The organism is Priestia sp. FW507-14D1A (assembly GCF_058781295.1).
In genome coordinates this window covers 174710-195873 of record NZ_JBYSWQ010000001.1, presented here as the reverse complement: position 1 = coordinate 195873, position 21164 = coordinate 174710, and the positions used below count along the sequence as shown (strand labels likewise).

Below are 21164 nucleotides of genomic sequence, written 5' to 3'. Positions count from 1 at the left end.
AAGTCAGACGTTGACTTTGGCTTTTCTTTTTTATTATTTATTTGAACGTTTTAAGATGCTTTTAGCATGTGAAAATGTATCAAAGCTTGCTTTTCCGTGATACGCACCCATTCCGCTGTCACCAACGCCGCCAAATGGAAGGTAGTGAGATGTCATATGGTTAATCGTATCATTGATAGAACCGCCGCCGAATGACACGCTGTTTAAGATGTGATCTTGGATTGCTTCATCTTCAGAGAAAAGATAAAGTGCCAATGGTTTTGGACGTTTTACGATTGCTTCAATTACTTCTGAGATTTCATCGTATACGATGACTGGAAGAATTGGTCCAAAGATTTCATCTTGCATCACATTGTCTTTCCATGAGATGTTGTCAAGAACAGTTGGTTCAATAAACAGACGAGAACGATCCGTTTTGCCTCCAAAAACGATATCTCCGTTTGTTAAGAAGCTGTTAAGACGATCAAAATGCTTTTCGCTCACTACGTGAGGGAAGTCTAGATTTTGTGAAACATCTTCGCCGTACGTGTTTGTTACGACTTGTTTTAGGTTAGCTAGCAGCTCGTCTTTTACATTTCGTTGAACAAGAATGTAGTCTGGCGCTACGCAAGTTTGGCCAGCATTTGCAAATTTACCGCGCGCAATACGTTTAGCTGCTTCTTCAATATTAGCATCTTCGTGTACAATTGTAGGACTTTTTCCGCCTAGTTCTAGCGTAACAGGCGTTAAATGTTTAGCTGCAGCTTCTGCCACGATTTTGCCGACCATTGTACTTCCTGTAAAGAAGATGTAATCAAAGTTTTCTTTTAGTAAAGCCGTGCTTGTTTCCACTTCACCTTCGACTACCGTTAAGTATTCTTCAGGGAAGTTTTCATTAAACATCTTAGCAAGAAGGCTTGACGTATGAGGTGTTAATTCAGAAGGCTTTAACACCACGCAGTTACCTGCAGCAATCGCGCCTACTACTGGTGATACAGCAAGTTGGAACGGATAGTTCCAAGGTGCAATCACTAGAGCTAAACCGTATGGATCTTGATAAATGTAGCTTTTTGCTCCAGCGTGAGTAGATGGTGTTTCTACTTCTTTTGGAGCTGCCCATTCTGCAAGATTTTCAACTGCAAAGTCGATTTCACTTAGCACAAGACCAACTTCTGCACGTTTTGCTTCCATTTCTGGTTTGTTAAGGTCAGCTTTTACTGCTTTTAAAATGTCGTCTTCATGACGCACAACAAGGTCTCTTAATTTCTTTAACGTTTCGATACGGAACGCAACGTCTTTTGTTTTACCGCTATTAAAGAATGAAAGCTGTTTTTTTGTAAGTTCTTGATAGTTATTCATCAGAAAATCTCCTTTTACTTCACATTTTTAACTCTTTGTTCAATGAACAGAACTAGCTGCTGCTTATTTCCAAGTTGTAACCGTATTGACCGGTAAACGGTAAGAAGCATGGCCTTCGCTTGCTGCTTTCCCGATTGAGATAAGCATAATTGGAAGGTAACGTTCTTTATCTAAACCGAATTCTTCTGCGATTAAGTGTTTTTCGTATCCGCCGATTGGATTTGTATCATATCCGTGAGCGCGGGCAACAAGCATAAGCTGCATAGATACAAGACCTGAATCAATTAGCACGATGTCTTTCATATCTGCTTTTGGCATGTTTTCGTAAATCGGCTTAAAGAAATTTAGCTGCTGTTCTTTAATATCCTGAGGCATATAGCCAAGCTCTACTGCTTTCCCGAAAATTTCGTCTGCATATTCGACGTTGTTCATGTCACCAAACACGGCAATAACAGCTGAAGATGTATGAACTTGTTCACTGTTAAATTTCGCAAGTTTAGCTAATTTTTCTTTTCCTTCAGGCGTTTCAATTACAACAAAGCGCCACGGCTGCATATTAACAGAAGAAGGAGCGCGCATAGCTTCTGTAAGGATTTCCTCCATTTCCTCACGGCTGATTTTTACTGAAGGATCATATTTTTTAATTGAACGACGTTTTAAAGTAATTTCGTTAAAATCTTTTATAGTCATAGTCATTATTCCTTTCTTTTTAGGCGTTAAACATATTTATTGTCATTTCCATATTTTTGATTGTGGACAATTGTTTGACATATCAATAATTGATACATCAACAATATAATACATTGATTTAAGAATTGCAAGGGAAAAAGTTTAAACTTTTGAAGTGGTGTTAATTGGAAGTGTGAAACCACATCCTGCGGGGAACAGAGATGAAGAAAGTAAGTGGTGAAAATAAATAATAAGAATGATAAAACAAAAAGTTTGACTACTTTATTTCTCTTGGTTACGATAAGTAACGAAAAGAAACAAAAGTGAATTTGTTACTTTTTAAATGAATGACAGTTTGAGAAAGAAGAGATAGAGAAATGTTTATTCTCTTTTTAAAACCTAAACTGTATTTGTAATTAGTACAGTATAACAAGACATATCACGCAGGAAAAGTAGGAGGACTTCAAGATGTATACAGATTTAAAAGATAAAGTAGTAGTTGTAACAGGCGGATCAAAAGGAATAGGCCGAGCAATGGCCGTTCGTTTTGGTCAAGAGCAGTCAAAAGTGGTTGTAAACTACCGCAGCAATGAGGATGAAGCGCTAGAAGTAAAAAAAGAAATTGAACAAGCTGGGGGTCAAGCAATTGTTGTTCGAGGCGACGTAACAAAAGAAGAAGACGTTGTGAACCTTGTAGAGACAGCTGTTAAAGAATTTGGCACATTGGACGTTATGATTAATAATGCAGGTGTTGAAAACCCGGTTCCTTCTCACGAATTATCATTAGAAAACTGGAATCAAGTAATCGATACAAACTTAACAGGCGCGTTTTTAGGAAGCCGCGAAGCGATTAAATATTTTGTTGAAAATGACATTAAAGGAAACGTTATTAACATGTCCAGCGTTCACGAAATGATTCCTTGGCCACTATTTGTTCACTATGCAGCAAGTAAAGGCGGTATGAAGCTAATGACGGAAACATTGGCTCTTGAATATGCGCCAAAAGGTATCCGCGTAAATAACATTGGACCAGGCGCAATCGATACGCCAATCAACGCTGAAAAATTCGCAGATCCGGAACAGCGTGCAGACGTAGAAAGCATGATTCCAATGGGCTACATCGGCAATCCGGAAGAAATTGCATCAGTTGCAGCATTCTTAGCATCGTCACAAGCAAGCTACGTAACAGGTATTACACTATTTGCTGATGGCGGTATGACAAAATATCCTTCTTTCCAAGCGGGAAGAGGTTAATAAATAAAGCTGAAAGAAAAAAAGACCTTGGGATATCCCGAGGTCTTTTTCGTATTGTCATAAATGCACGGCTTATTTACCGAATATTGAAACTTTTATTAAAGTGTTACGTATATAAGCTAACGACAAATAAAGGACGTGTTGATATGCTACCGGAAACGATTCAACAAAAAGTAGATCAGTATAGAGGTTTTTATATCAGCTTAAAAAATGAGCTCAAATGGAAAGTGACAGATCCGAAGCAGCTTATGGCTATCGCTTCTATGTATGCAGTGAAAGGCAAATCGCTTCAGCTTCAGCCTTATATTGAGTTAAGTGACTATATTAAAAATCAAGTAGGAATGTTTTCTACATTAAAATCATCGCAGAGGTTTACGATCGCAGCCATGCTAGATACCCGCTATGAGAATCCAAAAGAAACGTTTCATGAATTTCTGGATGTATATGATCAATTGGTACAAGGCGGATTTACCAGAGGCGCATTTACGTATATCGCAGCTTCCGCTATGCTGTCGAATGAGTCAAGTCGAAGTCATAAAGAAATGGTTCGAAGGTCAGTAGAAATTTATCAAGGCATGAAAAAAAAGCATCTCTTTCTCACAACAAGCGGTGATGTACCTCTTGCCGTTTTATTAGCTGAAACGAGCGAGTCTGTTGATGATTTGATGCATGAAATTGAACACTTTTATACCACATTGGGGCAGCATGGATTTAAAAGAGGGAATGACCTTCAATTTTTAAGTCATATTCTCGCAATCGATAAAAACTTACATGGGGATACCGTTATTGAAAGGTGTCTAGCAGTAAAAGAAACCTGTGAATCGGCAGGTATGAAAGTAAAAGCAATGCATTACCCGGTTCTTGGCTTATTAGCACTGTTTGAAAATCCGGAAGCTGAAATTGAAATTATCCATGAAGCGGTAAAGCAGCTGAATGCAGATAAACTTTTTAAGTGGCATAAAGACATCAATGTTATGCTGGCGGTTAATCTGGTTATCAGTGAAAAGCTAAAGGATTCTAGACTGGTCGAAACAGGTATCTATACAACGATTGAAACGATTATTCAAGCCCAGCAGGCAGCTATGCTAGCTGTTATTGCGAGCACTTCAGCAGTTGCTACTACGACTACTACTTGATAAATGAAACGGTTATAAAAAGAGGCTGGGACATAACTACATGAATCTAATCTAAAGATGAACCAATGGAATAAATGAGCTGAACCGCTTATAATACCGCGGTTGATTTCCGTGCAAGGCTTCGCTTTCCGCCGGCGGCCGCTTAGCCTCCTTGTCACTTACGCTTCTGCGGGGTCTCACCTGTTCCGCTTTTCCCGCAGGAGTCTTCGCCTTGTCCTCCAATCAACAGCTAGAAGTACCCGTATACATGAAACCTACGTTCACATACCGATAAAAAAATCCGAACGAAGTTGATTCTCCATCAAGAATCTTGATTTCTCGTTCGGATTTACATTCAACTAGAATACTTTTATCTCAGCTTTTCTCTTAAAAAGTATAAACCTCGCCATCATCTGGAACAAAGACGTTGGACGCCATATCTTTTTCGTTGATAAAGCCTTTTAATTCTTCTCTTGATAGCGTCCAGTGATTTACAGCTTCCATATGGACAGAAACAATCTTAGCATGAGGAGCCGCTTTAAAAACTTGGTAAATATCTTCTTTCCCCATCACAAGAGAACCGCCTTCTAAAAACTGATTATCGCCGCCGTTTACGACAATAACGTCGGGTTTATGTGTATTGATTTCTTCTTCAACAGCGGAATACCATACCGTATCTCCAGCTACATAGAGGGTTTTTTCACTCTTATCTTTAAAAACAACGCCGCACACTAAACCAGTACGCTTTAAAATTTCTCCTCTTCCGTGCTCGCCTTTTGTTTTGATTAATTCAACGCCTTCAAAAACCGTGTTTTGCGTAAGTACTTCTACATTTTTAAAACCAGCTTCTTTTACTGCTGCGGCATCTTCTTCATTTTGAACGAACATTTTGATGTCTTTTGGCAAAGCCTGCTTAGCCGCATCGTCAAAATGGTCTAAATGGAGGTGAGTGACAATAACCGCATCTACACCATCAATAATCTCTTCAACGGATATCGGTAAGTTCACTAAAGGATTGTTTTGATCTTGTCTGATCGAATTTGGGAAAGGAGGGTACGTGCCTTTTTCCGCTAACATAGGATCAATTAAAAACGTTTTTCCTCCGTATTCAACAATTAGAGTAGCGTTACGAATATGTGTAATCTTCATCTGTATCTCTCCTTTTTTTGATCTACGTATAGTTTATAGGATAATCTACTCGCAAATACATAGATAAAATCAAGTCTTTTAACACTTTCACTTGATAAACGAAAGAATAGTAGTCAAAAGCAAAAAGAACCGAAACAGTGCTGTTTAGGTTCTTTTTAGGATTTCTTTTATCTCTTTATATATACGTACTTGATTGCGTCCATGTTGTTTGGCATCGTACAGGGCGATATCTGCTTTATTCAACAGCTCATCTAACGTTTCATTTTCTTGTTTTTCCGCTTGTGCTACTCCAAGACTTAACGTAACAGAAATGGTTTCTTCGTTAATCAGTAAGGGCTGAGTCTCGACGTGACGGCGAATTTGGTCGGCAAGCGTTTCGCCTTCGGATAAAGTATAGCCCTTTAGCGCGAGTACAAATTCTTCACCGCCGTACCGAGCAAAAAGCGCTCCTTGCGGTAATACGGACTGACAGGCTTTTACGACATGTACAAGCACCTGATCGCCGGCATAATGACCATACGTGTCGTTCACTTTTTTAAAATAATCAATATCAAGTAAAAGAAGCGTAAAAGAAGCTGCGGACTGTTTTGCTTCTTTGAACGCTTGCTTACTGTGCTGAAAAAATGCCCGACGATTATAGATTTGCGTCAGCTCATCGTAATAAGCTTGATTTTCAAGCTTTAGCTGAAGTCTTTTGAGCTCCGTAATATCCGTAAAAATAAGCAGCAAGCCGTGACTATTGTTAGCATACTGCAAAGGAGAGGTGCGAACTTGATACGTATACTGAGATTGATCCGCAGAAAAAAGCTGCAGCTCTTGACTGCTGTTTTTATTTTCGAATGTAAAAGGAAATGAACTGTCCGATAGCGTGAACCAAATATCAGCAAACCGTTTTCCAAACATCGCTTTTTTCAGCTGGGGAAACATGTTCTTCGACGCTAAGTTAAATTCAATTAATCTGTAAGCTTCATCAAGCACGATAACACCGTCATTGATGCTGTTAAATATCGCATCTTTTGCAACGGGCATGACTGTAAACATACGCGATGAGTTAATGGACCATAAATATAAAAAAGAAGAAACCCATAAAACCGTCGGAACTGGATCAATTCCCTGCGGCGTAAAGCCCATTAAATAGACAAAAGCTGTGACGATAGGGACTAGTTGCCCGACCATTAATGCAATTAACTGCAGGCGGTAAGCTTTGGCTGTTTCTTTCCAGCGGTAAACGGCGAGCAAAAAAGCAACGAACATAGACGAAAAGATGAACATGCCGTGAATCGTGTACCATGGTCCAATTTCTTGATGAATGTAAGGAGCACCTAAAACTGGGTCAATTTCAAACACGCGATAATGAAGGTGATGCCAGTCGTTTGTTGCAACCATAATCAAACTGATAAACGGAATGATAAAAAGCGCAAAAATATGTTTTTTCCTTACCTTTATGCCGACATACTGCATAACAAACAGCAGTCCTGCAGGAGGTGAAAAAGGCATGCCCACGTATTGAATAACGGTCCAAAATTTCATTTCCTCAAGATTAACGGATAGCAAGCTGAATGCCGCACCTATACAATAAACGGCGGTGAAACCCGTATGAAGAATAAATAAATGCGCAATATTGCTGTAGTGGTGACGTTTAATAAATACGTAAAAACACAAGTATAAATTAAGAACACCAGACGTACAGATAAGCGTTATATAAGCGGTTAAATCTAAATTCACAATCGTGTCCCTCATTAAGAAAGCATTTTTAATTAAATGTAGCACAGTTCAAATGAAATGTGGATATTTTATGTAGGAAATTAGTAACAGTGAAGGAAGTAGCTGGCTAGTCTATAAGAATTATCTCTCTTTCACTAGCAGATTATTAAAAATTCAGTATTTTATGTGTTGACATCGCTTTCATAGTAGAATATAATTTCGGTAATAACTTAAAACTGGATTGTTACTGATTCGATCAGGCATTACCTGTGTTAAAAATACGTGGTGTGTTCACGTGTTTTTAAGATGGGATTTTCATGTTTGTTCTGATGTGGGGGAAGCATCTATGAAATTTGTTAAAGTATTTAATAATAACGTAGCTTTGGTGAAAGACTCTTCTAATGTAGAATGGGTCATCATGGGAACAGGCGTCGGTTTCCAAAAGAAAAAAGGTGATCCCGTTGATAAAGCTGTCATTCGACGAAAGTTTGTGGCCGAGTCGTCCAACATTCGTCGACCGCTGGCTCAAATGTTAGAGAGCATCAAACCAGAAATTCTTGAGGTTTCTGTAGAGCTAATCAAACAAGCAGAAAAAGAAATAGGTGAGCCTTTTCGCACCAATATTCACTTAACTCTTGCGGATCACTTAAATTTTGCGATTGAACGAAGCCATAGTGGCCTTGAATACGCGCAGCCGAGCCGCTGGGAAGTCAAGAAGCTTTATCCGAAAGAGTATAATGCTGCGGTTAACGCAATTCGACTAGTGTATGACCGGCTTGATGTGCTGCTTCCTAAAAGTGAAGAAACGTTTCTTACCTATCATTTTGTAAATGCACAGAATGTACAAGCAAAAGTGGAAGAAACGATGAAGATGACTGAAGTGATTAATCGAATTATCGATATTGTTCAATATCATTTTCAGCTAAAACTTGATGAAGAATCGATGAATTATTCCCGCTTTGTCACGCATCTACGATTTTTTGTCTTACGTCAGCTAGATCAGAACCCACATGTTTCTCCTGAAGTTGATGCTACGCTGCTGGATGTTGTAAAAACAAAGTATGAGAAAGCGTACAAAGCTGTTGAAAAAGTGACAAATCTGCTTCATAAACAGTACGGTTGGTCTTTAACGTCAGATGAAAAGCTTTACTTAACGCTACACATTTGGCGCGTGACCAATCTCGTAGAAACTGAATAATTGTTCTTCATTGGAGGATTGTTACTGACTCGATCAGGCATTACCCAAGCAGACATTGACATGTTCCAAACATGTAGTGATCTGTTTGGGTTTTTTTATTGAAAAAAGGAGGGATATAAATGACTTCATATAAAGAAACAGCTAAACAAGTAGTAGATAAAATCGGTGGAGTACAGAACGTTAACCAGGCTTGGCACTGCGTGACGAGACTTCGCTTTAATCTTCACGATAAGAATAAAGTCCAGGTTGAGGAAATTAAGCAAATAAAAGGAGTGATGGGCGCTCAATTTTCCGGTGATCAGTTTCAAGTCATTATTGGAAACAGAGTTGCTGAAGTGTTTGAAGAAGTTGAACCTTTAGTAGGAAGCGGAAGCGCTGCTGAGGAGAAAAGCGGTACAAAACAAGACGTTGTTTCACTTGTAATGGACAGTATTTCGGGAATTTTTACTCCTATCTTACCAGCGCTTATTGGTGCGGGTATGCTAAAGGCTTTTGTCGCTTTATTTGCTACTCTCGGATGGCTGAGCATAGAAAGCGATACGTACGCCGTGCTAAACGCAATTGGAGACGGAGTCTTTTACTTTTTACCCTTTTTCTTAGCAGTTTCAGCAGCTCGTAAGTTTAAAACAAACGAATACTTAGCGCTTGCTTTAGCAGCTGCCATGCTGTATCCGACCTTTGTAGATGCAGCACGAGGCATTACGAAAATAAAAGAATTCACGTTATTTGGAATCAATTTTATATCCATTCCAGTTGTGAACTATACGTCTAGCGTTATACCGATTATTTTAGGTGTACTTTTATTAAAGTATGTATATAAATTTGTTCGCTCATGGATGCCGGCTACTCTTACGGTCATGTTTTCACCACTGCTTACCCTTTTAATTGCTGCACCTATCACGTTATGGGTAATCGGTCCGCTTGGAACGTATATGGGAGACGGAGTAGCCATTATGTTCTCTTGGATGTTTGAAACAGCCGGTCCGCTGGCAGGGCTTTTACTAGCAGGTCTTATGCCTCTTATTATCATGACCGGCATGCACTATGCAATAGGTCCGATTGCGATTCAAAATCTAAAAGTATACGGATTTGACAATGTTTTGATGCCAATGATGTATATCAGCAACCTTGCTCAAGGTGGAGCAGCTTTTGGAGTAGCCTTGAAGACAAAAAATAAAGATTTAAAGCAAGTGGCATTTTCATCGGCCATTTCAGCTGTTATCGGAATTACAGAGCCCGCTATGTACGGAGTAAACATGAAGTTAAAAAAACCTTTTTATTACGCTATGGCATCTAGTGCACTGCTCGGTGGCTTTGCTGGTTGGTATGGTTTTAAAGCTTTTACACTAGGAGGATTAGTCGGAATCTTTGCTATCCCTACGTTTGCAGATCCAAGCGGAGCAGCAGGCAATTTAATTGTCGCTGTGGCGCTGCTGGCAGCGGCAGTTATTTTACCAGCTGTTTTGGTACTCACTCTTGGATTTAAAGATATTGCTTCAGAAGAAACAGAAAAAAATACAATCAAACTTGAAGAACATCCTGTCACAGAAAAAGCGCCATTACAAAATGTTTCTCTAGCAGTAGAGGCGAAAAAAAACGGTAAAACAGCAAGCGTCTTCTCTCCGTTGCACGGTGAGCTTGTACCGCTGCATCAAGTGTCAGATGCAACATTTGCTCAAGAAATTATGGGGAAAGGAATTGCAATTAAACCGAACGAAAACCGCGTAGTTTCGCCTATTGCTGGCACGGTTATGGTGCTGCCTGATTCTCAACATGCAATCGGCATTAAAGGAGAAGAGGGCGAAGAAATTTTAATTCATATTGGAATTGATACCGTTTCTTTAAAAGGAGAGCATTTTAAAGCACTGGTAAAAGAAAAAGAGTATGTAAATGCAGGGCAGCCGCTCATTGAATTTGACCGGCATGCGATTGCAGAATCTGGATTCGAAACCGTTACGATGGTTATTATCACAAACACCGCAGAGTATTTAGATGTGCTGCCGGTCAATGAAATAGGTCTGATTTTTGAAGGGGAACAGCTACTTTCTGTAGTAAAATAAATGCTATTTTTAATAAAAATATGAAAAAAGGACGTGGGGGCTATGTTAACAAATGATACTGTATTTAAAAAAGGATTTTTATGGGGAGGAGCGACGGCTGCTAACCAAATTGAAGGAGCTTACGACGTTGATGGAAAAGGGCTGTCTACTGCAGACATGATCCGATTTGTCCCAAAAGACGAACGAACTGGTTATTCAATGGATGTAAAAGCAGATTACATTGAAGATGTGCTTAACAACAAAGTAAACGATCGTTTTCCAAAGCGTACGGCTATTGACTTTTATCATCGCTATAAAGAAGATATCGCACTGTTCGCGGAAATGGGATTTAAAACGCTTCGCATTTCGATCAATTGGGCGAGAATTTTTCCAAATGGAGATGATGTGAATCCAAACGAAGCAGGGTTGCAATTTTACGATAATTTGTTTGATGAAATGTTAAAGTACGGCATTGAACCATTGGTGACGCTTTCGCATTATGAAACGCCGCTTGAGCTTACCCGTAAATACAACGGCTGGTACAGCCGCAAGCTAATTGGCTTTTATACACGCTACGCGGAAACGGTATTTACACGCTATAAAAACAAAGTAAAATACTGGCTGACGTTTAATGAAATTAATGTGATTACACATAGTCCTTATACAGGCGGCGGTATTTTAGTTGAAAACGTTCCAAATCAGTCAGCGGAGCAAATTGCGTATCAAGGGGCGCATCATCAGTTTGTTGCGAGTGCACTTGCCACTAAGTTAGCTCATGAAATTATTCCTGATGTAAAAGTAGGATGTATGCTTGCGCGTATGACAACGTATCCTGTGACGAATCATCCGGATGATATTTTACTAGCTCAGCATAAAAATGACTTGAACTTATTTTTTACAGATGTTCAAGTTCGCGGAGAATATCCAAAGGTAATGGAGCGTTACTTTAAAGAAAACAACATTCAAATCGTAAAAGAAGTAGGGGACGATGAGATTATCAAACAATACCCCGTTGACTTTATTTCGTTTAGCTACTATATGTCTCTTTCTGTCACAACTCAAAGCGAAGAAGACAATGTCCTAGGAAATATGATTGCAGGAAGTGTAAAAAATCCTCATCTTCAAACGTCCGACTGGGGATGGCAAATCGATCCGAAAGGACTGCGCTATACGCTACAAGATTTTCATAACCGCTACGGCAAACCGCTGTTTATCGTTGAAAATGGTTTAGGAGCTCATGACAAAGTAGAAGAAGACGGCTCTATTCATGATCCGTACCGCGTAGATTACTTAAAGCAGCATATTGAACAAATGAAAGAAGCGGTTAAAGATGGTGTGGACTTAATGGGCTATACGGCGTGGGGACCTATTGATTTAATCAGTGTGTCAACAAACGAAATGTCAAAACGATACGGCTTTATTTACGTAGATCAAGACGATGAAGGAAATGGTACGCTTGAACGATCTAAAAAAGATTCTTTTTACTGGTATAAACAAGTGATTCAGACAAATGGAGAAGATTTATCTTCATCTACAAAAGTCAAAGTTTCTCAGTAAAAAACACATGCCTGAAAACACGAGATGTCCTTCATCTCCTTGTCTTCAGGCATATTTTTATTATGAGTCTATTTACGTTTTATAAAGGTGTCATCTGCATTTTTTTCTGTCTAAAAAAGACCCAATCTGTAAAGCCGATTTCTTTAAGACGCTTTTTTACTAGTTCAAAGTCGTCGCCAATGCGTTCCGGATCATGAGCATCGGAACCAAAGGTAATGTGTACCCCGTAGTGCAGGGCTCTTTCTAAAATATCATCTGCAGGATACCAGCCTCCGCAGTCTTTGGTTTTGCCTGATGTATTCACTTCTATGGCAATGTCATGTGCTGAAATCACTTTTAGCGTTTGATCAATGACAGCTGTCTCGATAGAAGAAAACGAGGGATAGAATCCTTTCATGGCATCAATATGGCCAAGGATTTGAAACATTCTGCTGCAGGCGGAGTCTTCAATCAATTGATAATACGTTTCTTTCGTGCGCTGCTTTTCTTGCTGAGAAAGACCTTCCCAGCGCGTTTTATGAAAGATGCTGACTTCATCAACTAGATGGACAGAGCCAATTATGTAGTCAAACGGATATTTTTCATAGTGGCTTTGGTATACTTTTGCATGCTCGGGAAAGAAATCAGACTCCACGCCTAACAGTACTTCAATTTTCTCTTTATATTCTTCTTTTAGTTTCAAAATCTCAGCTACATATCCGGAAAATGCGCTTTTTCCCATCGCAATATGAGGATAAGGCTGGTCTTCTTCGCTCGCAAAATAAGGAGAATGATCCGAAATTCCAATGATATCAAGCCCTTTATTAATGGATGCCTCTATATAATCTCGAATCGTTCCGCGAGCATGTCCGCATCGGTCGTGATGGGTATGAAAATCAAATTTTAACTCAGCGTTCATTTTTCATCACCTCTGTTATCTTTTTGTGTGGTGTATAGAATATTCTACAAAGAAACAAAGTATCCCCCTTAGAAATGGATGAAGAGAATATTTCTTGGCTTGCTGGTGAGTCATCTACTAAAAAAATTGTACAGAAAGAGGTTATTTTATTTAATTTGCCGCAAAAATTGAAATGGAATCCATACCAAAAGTTACATTTGATTCGGCAAGCTAAAACGCATATACTACTCATACACGATCTGAAATAACGTTCAGGTAATCGCTGCATCATTTGATGTAGAGGAAAGTCCATGCTCGCACGGTGCTGAGATGCCCGTAGTGTTCGTGCCTAGTGAAAAAATAAGCTAGGGCAGCTTGGCTTATAGCTTAGCTGACGGCGGGAAAAACCACCTAAGTCTTCGGATATGGTCGAGTATCCCTGAAAGTGCCACAGTGACGAAGCTTTGCTGGAAACAGCAAAGGTGGAACGCGGTAAACCCCACGAGCGAGAAACCCAAACAATGGTAGGGGAACTGTCTCTAAGGAATCAAACGGAGAGACGGACGGTTACATGTGTAATCGTAGATAGATGATTACCGCCTGAGTACGAGAGTAAAATCGTTTGCAGTACAAAGGTACAAAACATGGCTTATCGAACGTTGTTGAAACAGAGACTGACTATAAAATACGTAACCAAAACAAACCAATGAGGTTTGTTTTTTTATTTGTTATTTTTCAAATCATAGCCGACTCATTGATAGAGTGCTTGAATTTTCCTAACTATAGTATGAGAATTCAAGGTATATGGAAATACATATTGGCTAAATTGCGGTATAGTTTACTTGTACTTACTAAATACGGGGAAAGGGAGAATATTCATGATTAAAAAAATGGAGCATACAGCAATTATTGTTGGAAATATGGAGGAGACGATTCACTACTACGGAGATATGTTTGGCTTTAAAGTTCGCCTTCAAGGATCTAACGAGAAAAGAGAGATGGCTTTTTTGTATCTTGAAGAACAGCCGGGTATGGAAATTGAGCTCATTCGAGATATTGATCCGATTGGCGAGTATAACAAAAGCGGGATTGTTAACCACCTTGCCTTTACGGTAGAGGATATAAATAAGGCGATTCAACATTATAAGAGCAAAGGAATTGAATTTTTATCATCTGAGCCTCAGCCAACGCTTGAAGGCGGCCGTATGATTTTATTTCACGGACCTAATGATGAGTTGCTGCAGTTAGTAGAACGGGTTAAACTTTAAAAAGTTTATTTTAAGAGGTACATACAAGAAAAAATGTGTTTTGCAGTCAGGTTTTTAATGAAAATTGCCTTGCCATAATATATCTATAGCTAATACGAACACTATTGATAGCAAGTATACAGTAAACTTAGGTAATGGGTTGGCATCAGTTCGTTCCGCGGTATCATTATATAAAAACTGTATTCATCTAGAAATTTACCACGTTTAACTTGGTTTCGAGTATGTGCTGTGATAAAAAACCGGCCCCTCTAATTAAAATGACTGATAACTGGAGGGGCAGTTTTGTATGCAAAAAAGTTTATTAATTTTTATCAAGGCCGTGTTTATACGGATTCTAGAGTTAACTCAATAAATTTTTCAACAGCAGGAGATTGCCATTTTTTTGACTTGACGAGTAGATGCGAGTAAAAGGGCTCAAATTGTTCATTGTGTTCAAGGATGTTTAATAATCCTTTTTCAACCTCATTTTTTACGGTGATATAAGGAAGTACAGAAAACCCTAATCCGCTCATTACCGACTGTTTGATTGCTTCTAAACTCCATAGCTCCATTGTTTGAAACTTAGGTAGTTTATGAGCAGCCAGATACTTTTCAAACATCGAACGATAACTGCATCCCTCTTCGTTTGTTATAAAGAAGTCAGTAGTTCCAGCGGTTTTATAATCATCAAAGTGCTGATTTTTATCCGGGCTTGTAATTAAAACAATTTCTTCTTTATGCAACTCATGATGAATGTAATTATCTGCTTCTAATTTTGGCCAAACCATAAATGCAACATCAACATCCCCGCTCATAAGATCTGTTTGATTTTGCCCGCAAGTTCCATTGCTTAATATAACCTTAACCTCCGGATATTTAGTTGAATACTTTTTCAGAATAGGCCCCAATCTCGAAATAGTCAGCGACTCAGGGGCAGCAATTTTTAACTCTCCGCTTACCTTATTGTGAGTTTTCAAGTGTGATATACGTTTATACGTATGTAACAATTCATCGGCTAAAGGTATTAACTCTCTTCCTAAAGAAGTTAACTTTAACTCTCGTTTAGTATAAGTGAATAACTCACCGCCAACCTCGCGTTCTAAAGCCTTAATATGAGAAGTGATAGTTGACTGAGTATAGCCCAGTTTCAGAGCCGCATTTGTGTAGCTTCCTACATCGATAATCGTTCGAAACGTAGTAAATTGTCGTATCTCCATTCGTCATAAACTCCTCTTATCTATTAAAAAAAACGATAGTAGTTATTTTTTATTTCAATTTTACCGATAGATAGGCTTATATTACAATGAAGCACGTAACTCATTCAACAATTTTTTAGTAAAAGGAGAAATTAACTATATGAATTTTACAGCATTTCTTTCATATTTAATCATTACATCTTTTACTCCAGGCCCAAGTAATATCTTGGTAATGAACGAAGGAAGAAGGTTTGGATTCAGAAGGTCACTGCGCTTCAGCGGTGGAATTATGTTGGGGTTTATTATTCTAGGTATAGTAACTGCATTATTAGCCACAAGTCTGTATCAGTGGATGCCAACGGTAGAACCTTACTTTAAGGTCGTTGGTGCGGCATATTTAGTTTACTTAGCATGGAAAATGGCTTTTCCTAAGAAGAAAAAAGGTGATGACCTCTGTACAAACTCTTCTTTTTTTTCGGGGCTGTTTTTTCAAATTCTCAATATAAAAAGTATTTTGTACTTTTTAACGGCCATGACAACTTTTGTACTACCTTATAATAATTCCAAATCAGCTATCCTTTTTTGGATGTGTCTCACGATACTAATAGGGTGCACCGCATTGCTACTGTGGACTGCATTTGGTTCTGTATTCAAAAAACTATTTGCAAAATATGATAAAAGAATAAATGTAATAATGTGTGTGCTGCTTATTTATTCGGCAATTGTTATTTTCTAAAACTGGCCGAATAAGAAAGGCTGTTTTTACTGAAATATTCTCAAGTACGTTTCCGTATTTTATAGTAGCATCTTCTATTTATAGTATATAATTTATTATAATTATATTTTTCATACATCTATGTAATGAATAGAACGGTTAATAAGGAGATGGTACAAAGTGGAGTGGCAGCAGTTTAAATATTTTCAAACGCTTGCACGTACGCAGCATATGACGCGCGCTGCAGAAGAGCTGTTAATTACCCAGCCTGCGCTCAGTCGTTCAATTGCTCGTTTTGAAGAGGAAGTAGGAGCGCCGCTATTTGACCGGCAAGGACGTTCCATTCGATTGAATCAATACGGTAAACTTTTTTTGAAGCGTGTAGATAATATGATGAAAGAATTTGATAAAGGACAGGAGGAAATTCAAGCGCTGCTAGATCCGGAAAAAGGGCAGGTCTCACTTGGATTTTTACATACGCTCAGCACAGATTTGATTCCAGATTTAATCGCGTCGTTTCGCAGCTCATATCCTAAGGTGAATTTTCAGCTGAGGCAAAGTCCTTCTCACGTTCTTCTTGAGCAGCTGGAGCTCGGTGAACTGGATCTTTGTTTGATTGCGCCTATGGAAGAAAAATCGTTCATTAAGTGGCATCATCTTTGGAGTGAAGAGCTGTTTGTGATCGTACCGAAAAATCATCGGTATGCTGATCGTGAAAGTATTGCACTAGAAGAAATTGCTGAGGAATCCTTTATTCACTTAAAAGAAGGTTTTTCTCTTCGTCTTACGTTTGAGCAGTTATTTGAAGAGACAGGGGAAAAGCCTCACATCATGTTTGAAGGAGAGGAAGCTGACACCGTAGCAGGACTTGTAGGAGCCGGCTTAGGAATTTCTATCCTTCCAGATTTACACGGAATCGATCAAAGTAAAATAGTGAAAATCCCATTAGCTAAAGCCAACTGCCACCGAGTAATTGGACTAGCATGGATTGAAGGAAGATATCTATCACCGGCTGTTAAACAGTTTAGAAACTTTGTTTTACATAAATTTAATGACCAGAAATAACGGTATTTCGTAGCCTAAACTTGTTTGCAAACTCAGTCCTTTTTTCGTTGGAATAATCGTTTTAAAATCGATCTTTTTTTACCTACTACGCTGCTTTCTTTTGAAGCTTCTACTAATTCTGAAATGGCCTGCTGTTCACGCAGGCTTTTGCGCAAAGATTGAATAAGCTGCTTATCTTTTTCCTGAAGAATTTGTTTTGTATCAGGCTCTTGTTGGGGTGAAGTCTGTACCGGCTGTTCGGGAGGTGTCGGCTGCTGGTCGTCGGCCTTGGGCTGGTCAGCTGCTTCTGCTGTGTTCTCTGTGTCCTCTTTGTCCTCTTTGTCTTCGGCTTCTTCTAGAGACACGGCAGCTTGATCCTCGCTTGTAGTCAAAGAGAATTCTTTTTGCAGCTCTTCATTGATTTCTTCTGCTTGGCAGCCCTCATCATAAAGCTGCTTAATTTTCAGTAAAACGGTCGCAGCCGCAGCTTCATATTGTTTTGGTCGATGATCTTCTTTTTGTATAAAGAAATATTGGAATTTATCTATATATCTTCTAATCGTTGAAGTAGGAATACTCGTTTCTTCAGATAACTCTTTTACACTAAGCCAATTTGTCATTTTCTCACCACTTTTTAAATGATTACTTATTCGTCAGCATCAATTTGAAATTGTACTAGTATCTCTACTGTTTATCTTATCATGTAACGCTTCTACGTACCTTGCTGTGTTGGTTTCTGTAACGTTTTTATAATCACAGTGTCATAAATGAGGTATAAGCTGCCACTCGCACAAAGATTTGTTAGTTGAAGAATGGGAAATAATCAGTAAGCATTTGTTTGGAGTATGTTGAACAATGATGAGCGTACTTCTTATTATTATCTTATAATGTTGCTGAAGAAAAATCGAGTGATTACTTCACTGTTTATTTAATATGGTAATGTTGTACTAAAGAAGAAACGAAAGGAGGAGCGACTTGAGTTTTACAGAACGAGCAGTAGCACTTATTAAACAAATACCATCCGGGAAAGTAATGACATACGGACAAATCGCCCGTCTGGCTGGGAGTCCGCGAGGTGCAAGGCAAGTTGTACGAGTCCTGCATTCGATGAGTAAGAAACATAATCTCCCCTGGCACAGAGTCATTAATTCTAAAGGAGAAATTGGGTTTAAAGATGAAGAAATGTACGTTGTTCAAAAACTTTCACTCGAAGCGGAAGGAATAATCGTTTCTTCGGATGGAAAGCTTGATCTTAAAGTCTATCTCTATGAACCTGACGTGTATAAATAACAAAAGAAATTGAGACATAACGAAATCAATTCCATCTAAAGATGAACAAACGAGATAAAGGAGCTGAACCGCTTGTGACACCGCCATTAATTTCCGTGCAAGACTTCGCTTTCCGCGAGCGGCCGCTGAGCCTCCTCGTCGCTTGTGCTCCTGCGGGGTCTCACCATTTCCGCTTTTCCCGCAGGAGTCTTCGTCTTGCCCTCCAATTAATGGCTAGAAGCACCTGATTAGACCTACGTTCATCATCACAATAAAAAAATCCGAATGAGTTTGATTCTCCATCAAGAATCAAACTCATTCGGAACTTTCTTCAACTAACATACTTTTGTTATTTATGTTTTTCAAAAGCCAGCTTTAATCCAAACCCGATTAAAACGACGCCCGTTGCTTTATCCATAAAGCGCTGAACGCTAGGTGTTGTGAGCCATTTTCGTAAATAGTTAATAAAAAAGACGAATACGAAAAACCACGTGATAGCAAGGATCGTATATGTTATTCCCATCAGAAGTAATTGAAGTGTTACGTTTTGATCACTTTGAACAAATTGAGGTAAAAAAGTTAAGAAAAACACGGCTACTTTTGGGTTAAGGACGTTTGAGACAAGACCTTGACGAAAAGCGGACGTTTCTTTTGACTGCTCCTCTTTTTCAGAAGAAGGTATATTGCTTTTTTTAGAAAGGAAGGCAGAGATTCCTAAGTACATTAAGTAAAGGGCTCCTGCGTATTTTACGATTTCAAATGCCAGAGCTGACTGAAGGAGAAGAGCCGATAAACCAAACGTAGCGGCGAGTGTATGAACTAAAGAGCCGCTCGCTAAGCCTAATGCCATTTTATAGCCGCCCGTTTGTCCATCTGCCATCGTTCGTTTGGTAATGAGAGCGGTATCAATACCAGGACTCATAATAACAAATAATGTGAGAATCAAAAAGGTGAAGATGTCGTTCATTTTTTTCTTCCTCCTTACTGTGATAGTATTAAATTGTAATTTATTTATTAAATATAATTTAACATAAGTAACGCCGTTTATTAAGTTTAATTTAATAAAATTAAGTATAATTAAACATCTTTTACGGAGGAATCATCATGGAAAACATAGATATTGGAAAAAAAGTAGAGAAATTTCGAAAAGAAAAGGGGCTAAGCAGTCGAGAATTAGCCAAATTAGCGGAGATTACGCCGTCTATGTTAAGTCAAATTGAGCGAGGATTAGCTAATCCTTCCATTTCAACGCTTAAAATTTTAGCTAAATGCCTCGATGTTCCTACTTTCAGTTTTTTACTTGAAGAAATAAACACCTCTCATTTAGTCGTAAGGTCGAATGAGCGTAAAACAATGAAGGTAAAAGAGCTAACGTATTCGCTGCTATCACCCGATTTCACAGGGAATCTAGCTACGGCAATTATGGAAGTACCGCCGATGATGGCTTCATCAGAAACTCCTTTAGCGCATAAAGGGGAGGAAGTGGCATACGTCTTAGAAGGGAAAATTAAAGTGTATTTGGAAGAGGAAGTATACGTGCTAGAAAAAGGAGATAGTGTCAAAATCCCTTCGCATCTGAATCATAAATGGGAGAATATATTTGAAGAGAAAGCCATTATTTTATTTTCCGTTACGCCGCCTGTTTTTTAAAGTACTTACGGTTTTTATACTGCTCACCTTCAGTGTGAGGCACTTTTATTATATAAATGTGATAAAACTATCATGTTTGTGAGAGTGAACAATTGATAAAATAGCATTGTTGGTAATCTCTACCTAAGAGAATACATACTAAATACTTTTTTGAAAGGTGATGAAGTGTAATGAAGACATGGAAAGAGATATTTCGTACTTCAAAGCTTAAAAAAATGATGCCTGTACTCGCTCTATCGTGCGCGGCGGCTGTAAGCTTTTCAAGCAGCGAGGTACATGCTGAAACGGTAAAATGTCAAAGACAAGAAACTAAGAGTGATCGAGAGTTTGCTAAGCTTGAAGACAAATATGATGCGAATCTTGGCATTTATGCATTAGATACCGGTACAAATAAAACGGTAACGTATCACCCGGACGAGCGTTTTGCCTATACGTCTACTCATAAGGCTCTTGCTGTCGGCGCACTTTTACAGCAGAAGTCAATCGAAGATCTCAACGAGCGTATCTTTTATACGCGCGATGACCTTGTAAACTATAATCCAATTACAGAGAAGCACGTGGATACAGGCATGACTCTTCGAGAACTCGCGGATGCATCACTTCGCTACAGCGACAATACGGCAGGGAACTTAATTCTGCAGCAGCTGGGCGGACCGGATGGATTTAAAGAAGCTTTAGAAAAAATAGGAGACGATGTGACGCTGCCTGAGCGCTTTGAACCGGATTTAAATGAAGTGAATCCAGGAGAAACTCACGATACAAGTACACCAAGAGCACTCGCTTCAAGTCTTCAAACGTATGTACTTGGACAGGCACTTCCTGAAGACAAGCGTGCACTTTTAACAGATTGGATGAAGCGAAACACAACAGGGGATGCGTTAATACGAGCGGGCGTGCCGAAAAGTTGGGAAGTAGCTGATAAGACAGGCGCAGGCTCATACGCGACGCGAAATGATATTGCTATCCTTTGGCCGCCGAAAGGAGATCCAATTGTTCTTGCGATCCTTTCCAATCGTACGGAAAAAGATGCGGAGTATAATGATAAACTGATTGCAGAAGCGGCTAAACAAGCGGTCAAGGCTCTTAAAGTTACTCGTAAATAAAAATAAATTTGGATAATAGTAGTTTAAATGTAAAAAAAGA

The 21164-nt window shown here is 39.0% G+C and carries 19 protein-coding genes and 1 other RNA gene; 12 read left to right on the top strand and 8 right to left on the bottom strand.

The window, feature by feature from the left end:
- Positions 1-33: 33 nt before the first annotated feature.
- A complete protein-coding gene (locus tag AC3WJG_RS01210; protein WP_098332745.1) occupies positions 34-1338 on the bottom strand; it encodes an aldehyde dehydrogenase in 1305 nt (434 codons plus the stop codon).
- Positions 1339-1401: 63 nt separating this feature from the next.
- Positions 1402-2028, bottom strand: coding sequence for a nitroreductase family protein (locus AC3WJG_RS01205; RefSeq protein ID WP_136789840.1), 627 nt, complete (start codon positions 2026-2028; stop codon positions 1402-1404).
- 447 nt (positions 2029-2475) lie between these two features.
- Between AC3WJG_RS01205 and gdh the strand changes: the two genes are divergently transcribed.
- Entirely contained in the window at positions 2476-3261 is a 786-nt protein-coding gene (gene gdh, locus AC3WJG_RS01200; protein ID WP_028409396.1) for a glucose 1-dehydrogenase, read from the top strand.
- A gap of 146 nt (positions 3262-3407) precedes the next feature.
- Positions 3408-4397, top strand: a complete 990-nt coding sequence (locus AC3WJG_RS01195; RefSeq protein ID WP_253351513.1) for a DUF4003 family protein — start codon at positions 3408-3410, stop codon at positions 4395-4397.
- Positions 4398-4763: 366 nt separating this feature from the next.
- Here AC3WJG_RS01195 and AC3WJG_RS01190 read toward each other — a convergent pair whose 3' ends face one another.
- Both AC3WJG_RS01190 and AC3WJG_RS01185 read right to left on the bottom strand, forming a co-directional pair.
- Complete coding sequence (locus AC3WJG_RS01190; RefSeq protein ID WP_253351511.1) at positions 4764-5525, bottom strand: MBL fold metallo-hydrolase; 762 nt, start codon at positions 5523-5525, stop codon at positions 4764-4766.
- Between the two features lie 144 nt (positions 5526-5669).
- Positions 5670-7250 carry a sensor domain-containing diguanylate cyclase gene (locus tag AC3WJG_RS01185; protein ID WP_136789843.1) on the bottom strand — a complete coding sequence of 527 codons (1581 nt, stop codon included), beginning with the start codon at positions 7248-7250 and terminating at the stop codon, positions 5670-5672.
- 325 nt (positions 7251-7575) lie between these two features.
- Here AC3WJG_RS01185 and AC3WJG_RS01180 point away from each other — a divergent pair, with 325 nt between their 5' ends.
- The 3 genes from AC3WJG_RS01180 to AC3WJG_RS01170 all read left to right on the top strand — a co-directional run bounded on the left by AC3WJG_RS01180 (position 7576) and on the right by AC3WJG_RS01170 (position 12023).
- Positions 7576-8427: a PRD domain-containing protein gene (locus AC3WJG_RS01180; RefSeq protein WP_060745247.1), complete on the top strand. Its 852-nt coding sequence runs from the start codon at positions 7576-7578 to the stop codon at positions 8425-8427.
- A 119-nt stretch (positions 8428-8546) separates the two neighbouring features.
- Positions 8547-10487, top strand: a complete 1941-nt coding sequence (locus AC3WJG_RS01175; protein ID WP_337134246.1) for a beta-glucoside-specific PTS transporter subunit IIABC — start codon at positions 8547-8549, stop codon at positions 10485-10487.
- A gap of 42 nt (positions 10488-10529) precedes the next feature.
- Positions 10530-12023, top strand: coding sequence for a glycoside hydrolase family 1 protein (locus tag AC3WJG_RS01170; RefSeq protein ID WP_098334320.1), 1494 nt, complete (start codon positions 10530-10532; stop codon positions 12021-12023).
- Between the two features lie 79 nt (positions 12024-12102).
- On the opposite strand, the gene AC3WJG_RS01165 is transcribed toward AC3WJG_RS01170, so the two are convergent.
- A complete protein-coding gene (locus tag AC3WJG_RS01165; RefSeq protein ID WP_102813570.1) occupies positions 12103-12921 on the bottom strand; it encodes a histidinol-phosphatase in 819 nt (272 codons plus the stop codon).
- Positions 12922-13168: 247 nt separating this feature from the next.
- Here AC3WJG_RS01165 and rnpB point away from each other — a divergent pair.
- Together rnpB and AC3WJG_RS01155 are read left to right on the top strand one after the other, a co-directional pair.
- An RNA gene (rnpB, locus tag AC3WJG_RS01160) (RNase P RNA component class B) lies at positions 13169-13557 on the top strand.
- A gap of 221 nt (positions 13558-13778) precedes the next feature.
- The gene (locus AC3WJG_RS01155; RefSeq protein WP_098334322.1) at positions 13779-14168 is read left to right on the top strand and encodes a VOC family protein; all 390 of its coding nucleotides are present in this window, start codon (positions 13779-13781) and stop codon (positions 14166-14168) included.
- 323 nt (positions 14169-14491) lie between these two features.
- Here AC3WJG_RS01155 and AC3WJG_RS01150 read toward each other — a convergent pair whose 3' ends face one another.
- A complete protein-coding gene (locus AC3WJG_RS01150) occupies positions 14492-15364 on the bottom strand; it encodes a LysR family transcriptional regulator (RefSeq protein WP_060745251.1) in 873 nt (290 codons plus the stop codon).
- 139 nt (positions 15365-15503) lie between these two features.
- Here AC3WJG_RS01150 and AC3WJG_RS01145 point away from each other — a divergent pair, with 139 nt between their 5' ends.
- Both AC3WJG_RS01145 and AC3WJG_RS01140 read left to right on the top strand, forming a co-directional pair.
- Positions 15504-16079 (top strand): LysE family transporter, encoded by a 576-nt coding sequence (locus tag AC3WJG_RS01145; RefSeq protein ID WP_253351507.1) that lies wholly within the window; start codon positions 15504-15506, stop codon positions 16077-16079.
- A gap of 159 nt (positions 16080-16238) precedes the next feature.
- Positions 16239-17123: a LysR family transcriptional regulator gene (locus AC3WJG_RS01140; protein WP_337134244.1), complete on the top strand. Its 885-nt coding sequence runs from the start codon at positions 16239-16241 to the stop codon at positions 17121-17123.
- A gap of 32 nt (positions 17124-17155) precedes the next feature.
- Here AC3WJG_RS01140 and AC3WJG_RS01135 read toward each other — a convergent pair whose 3' ends face one another.
- Positions 17156-17722, bottom strand: coding sequence for a MerR family transcriptional regulator (locus AC3WJG_RS01135; RefSeq protein WP_337134243.1), 567 nt, complete (start codon positions 17720-17722; stop codon positions 17156-17158).
- A gap of 355 nt (positions 17723-18077) precedes the next feature.
- Between AC3WJG_RS01135 and AC3WJG_RS01130 the strand changes: the two genes are divergently transcribed.
- On the top strand, positions 18078-18392 hold the full coding sequence (locus tag AC3WJG_RS01130; RefSeq protein WP_028409384.1) for an MGMT family protein: 315 nt from the start codon (positions 18078-18080) through the stop codon (positions 18390-18392).
- Between the two features lie 328 nt (positions 18393-18720).
- Here the strand turns inward: AC3WJG_RS01130 and AC3WJG_RS01125 are convergent, their stop codons facing one another.
- Positions 18721-19338, bottom strand: coding sequence for a LysE family translocator (locus AC3WJG_RS01125; protein WP_028409383.1), 618 nt, complete (start codon positions 19336-19338; stop codon positions 18721-18723).
- A gap of 137 nt (positions 19339-19475) precedes the next feature.
- Between AC3WJG_RS01125 and AC3WJG_RS01120 the strand changes: the two genes are divergently transcribed.
- Together AC3WJG_RS01120 and bla are read left to right on the top strand one after the other, a co-directional pair.
- The gene (locus AC3WJG_RS01120) at positions 19476-20021 is read left to right on the top strand and encodes a helix-turn-helix domain-containing protein (protein ID WP_060745256.1); all 546 of its coding nucleotides are present in this window, start codon (positions 19476-19478) and stop codon (positions 20019-20021) included.
- A 170-nt stretch (positions 20022-20191) separates the two neighbouring features.
- Entirely contained in the window at positions 20192-21124 is a 933-nt protein-coding gene (bla, locus tag AC3WJG_RS01115; protein ID WP_060745257.1) for a class A beta-lactamase, read from the top strand.
- Positions 21125-21164 lie beyond the last annotated feature (40 nt).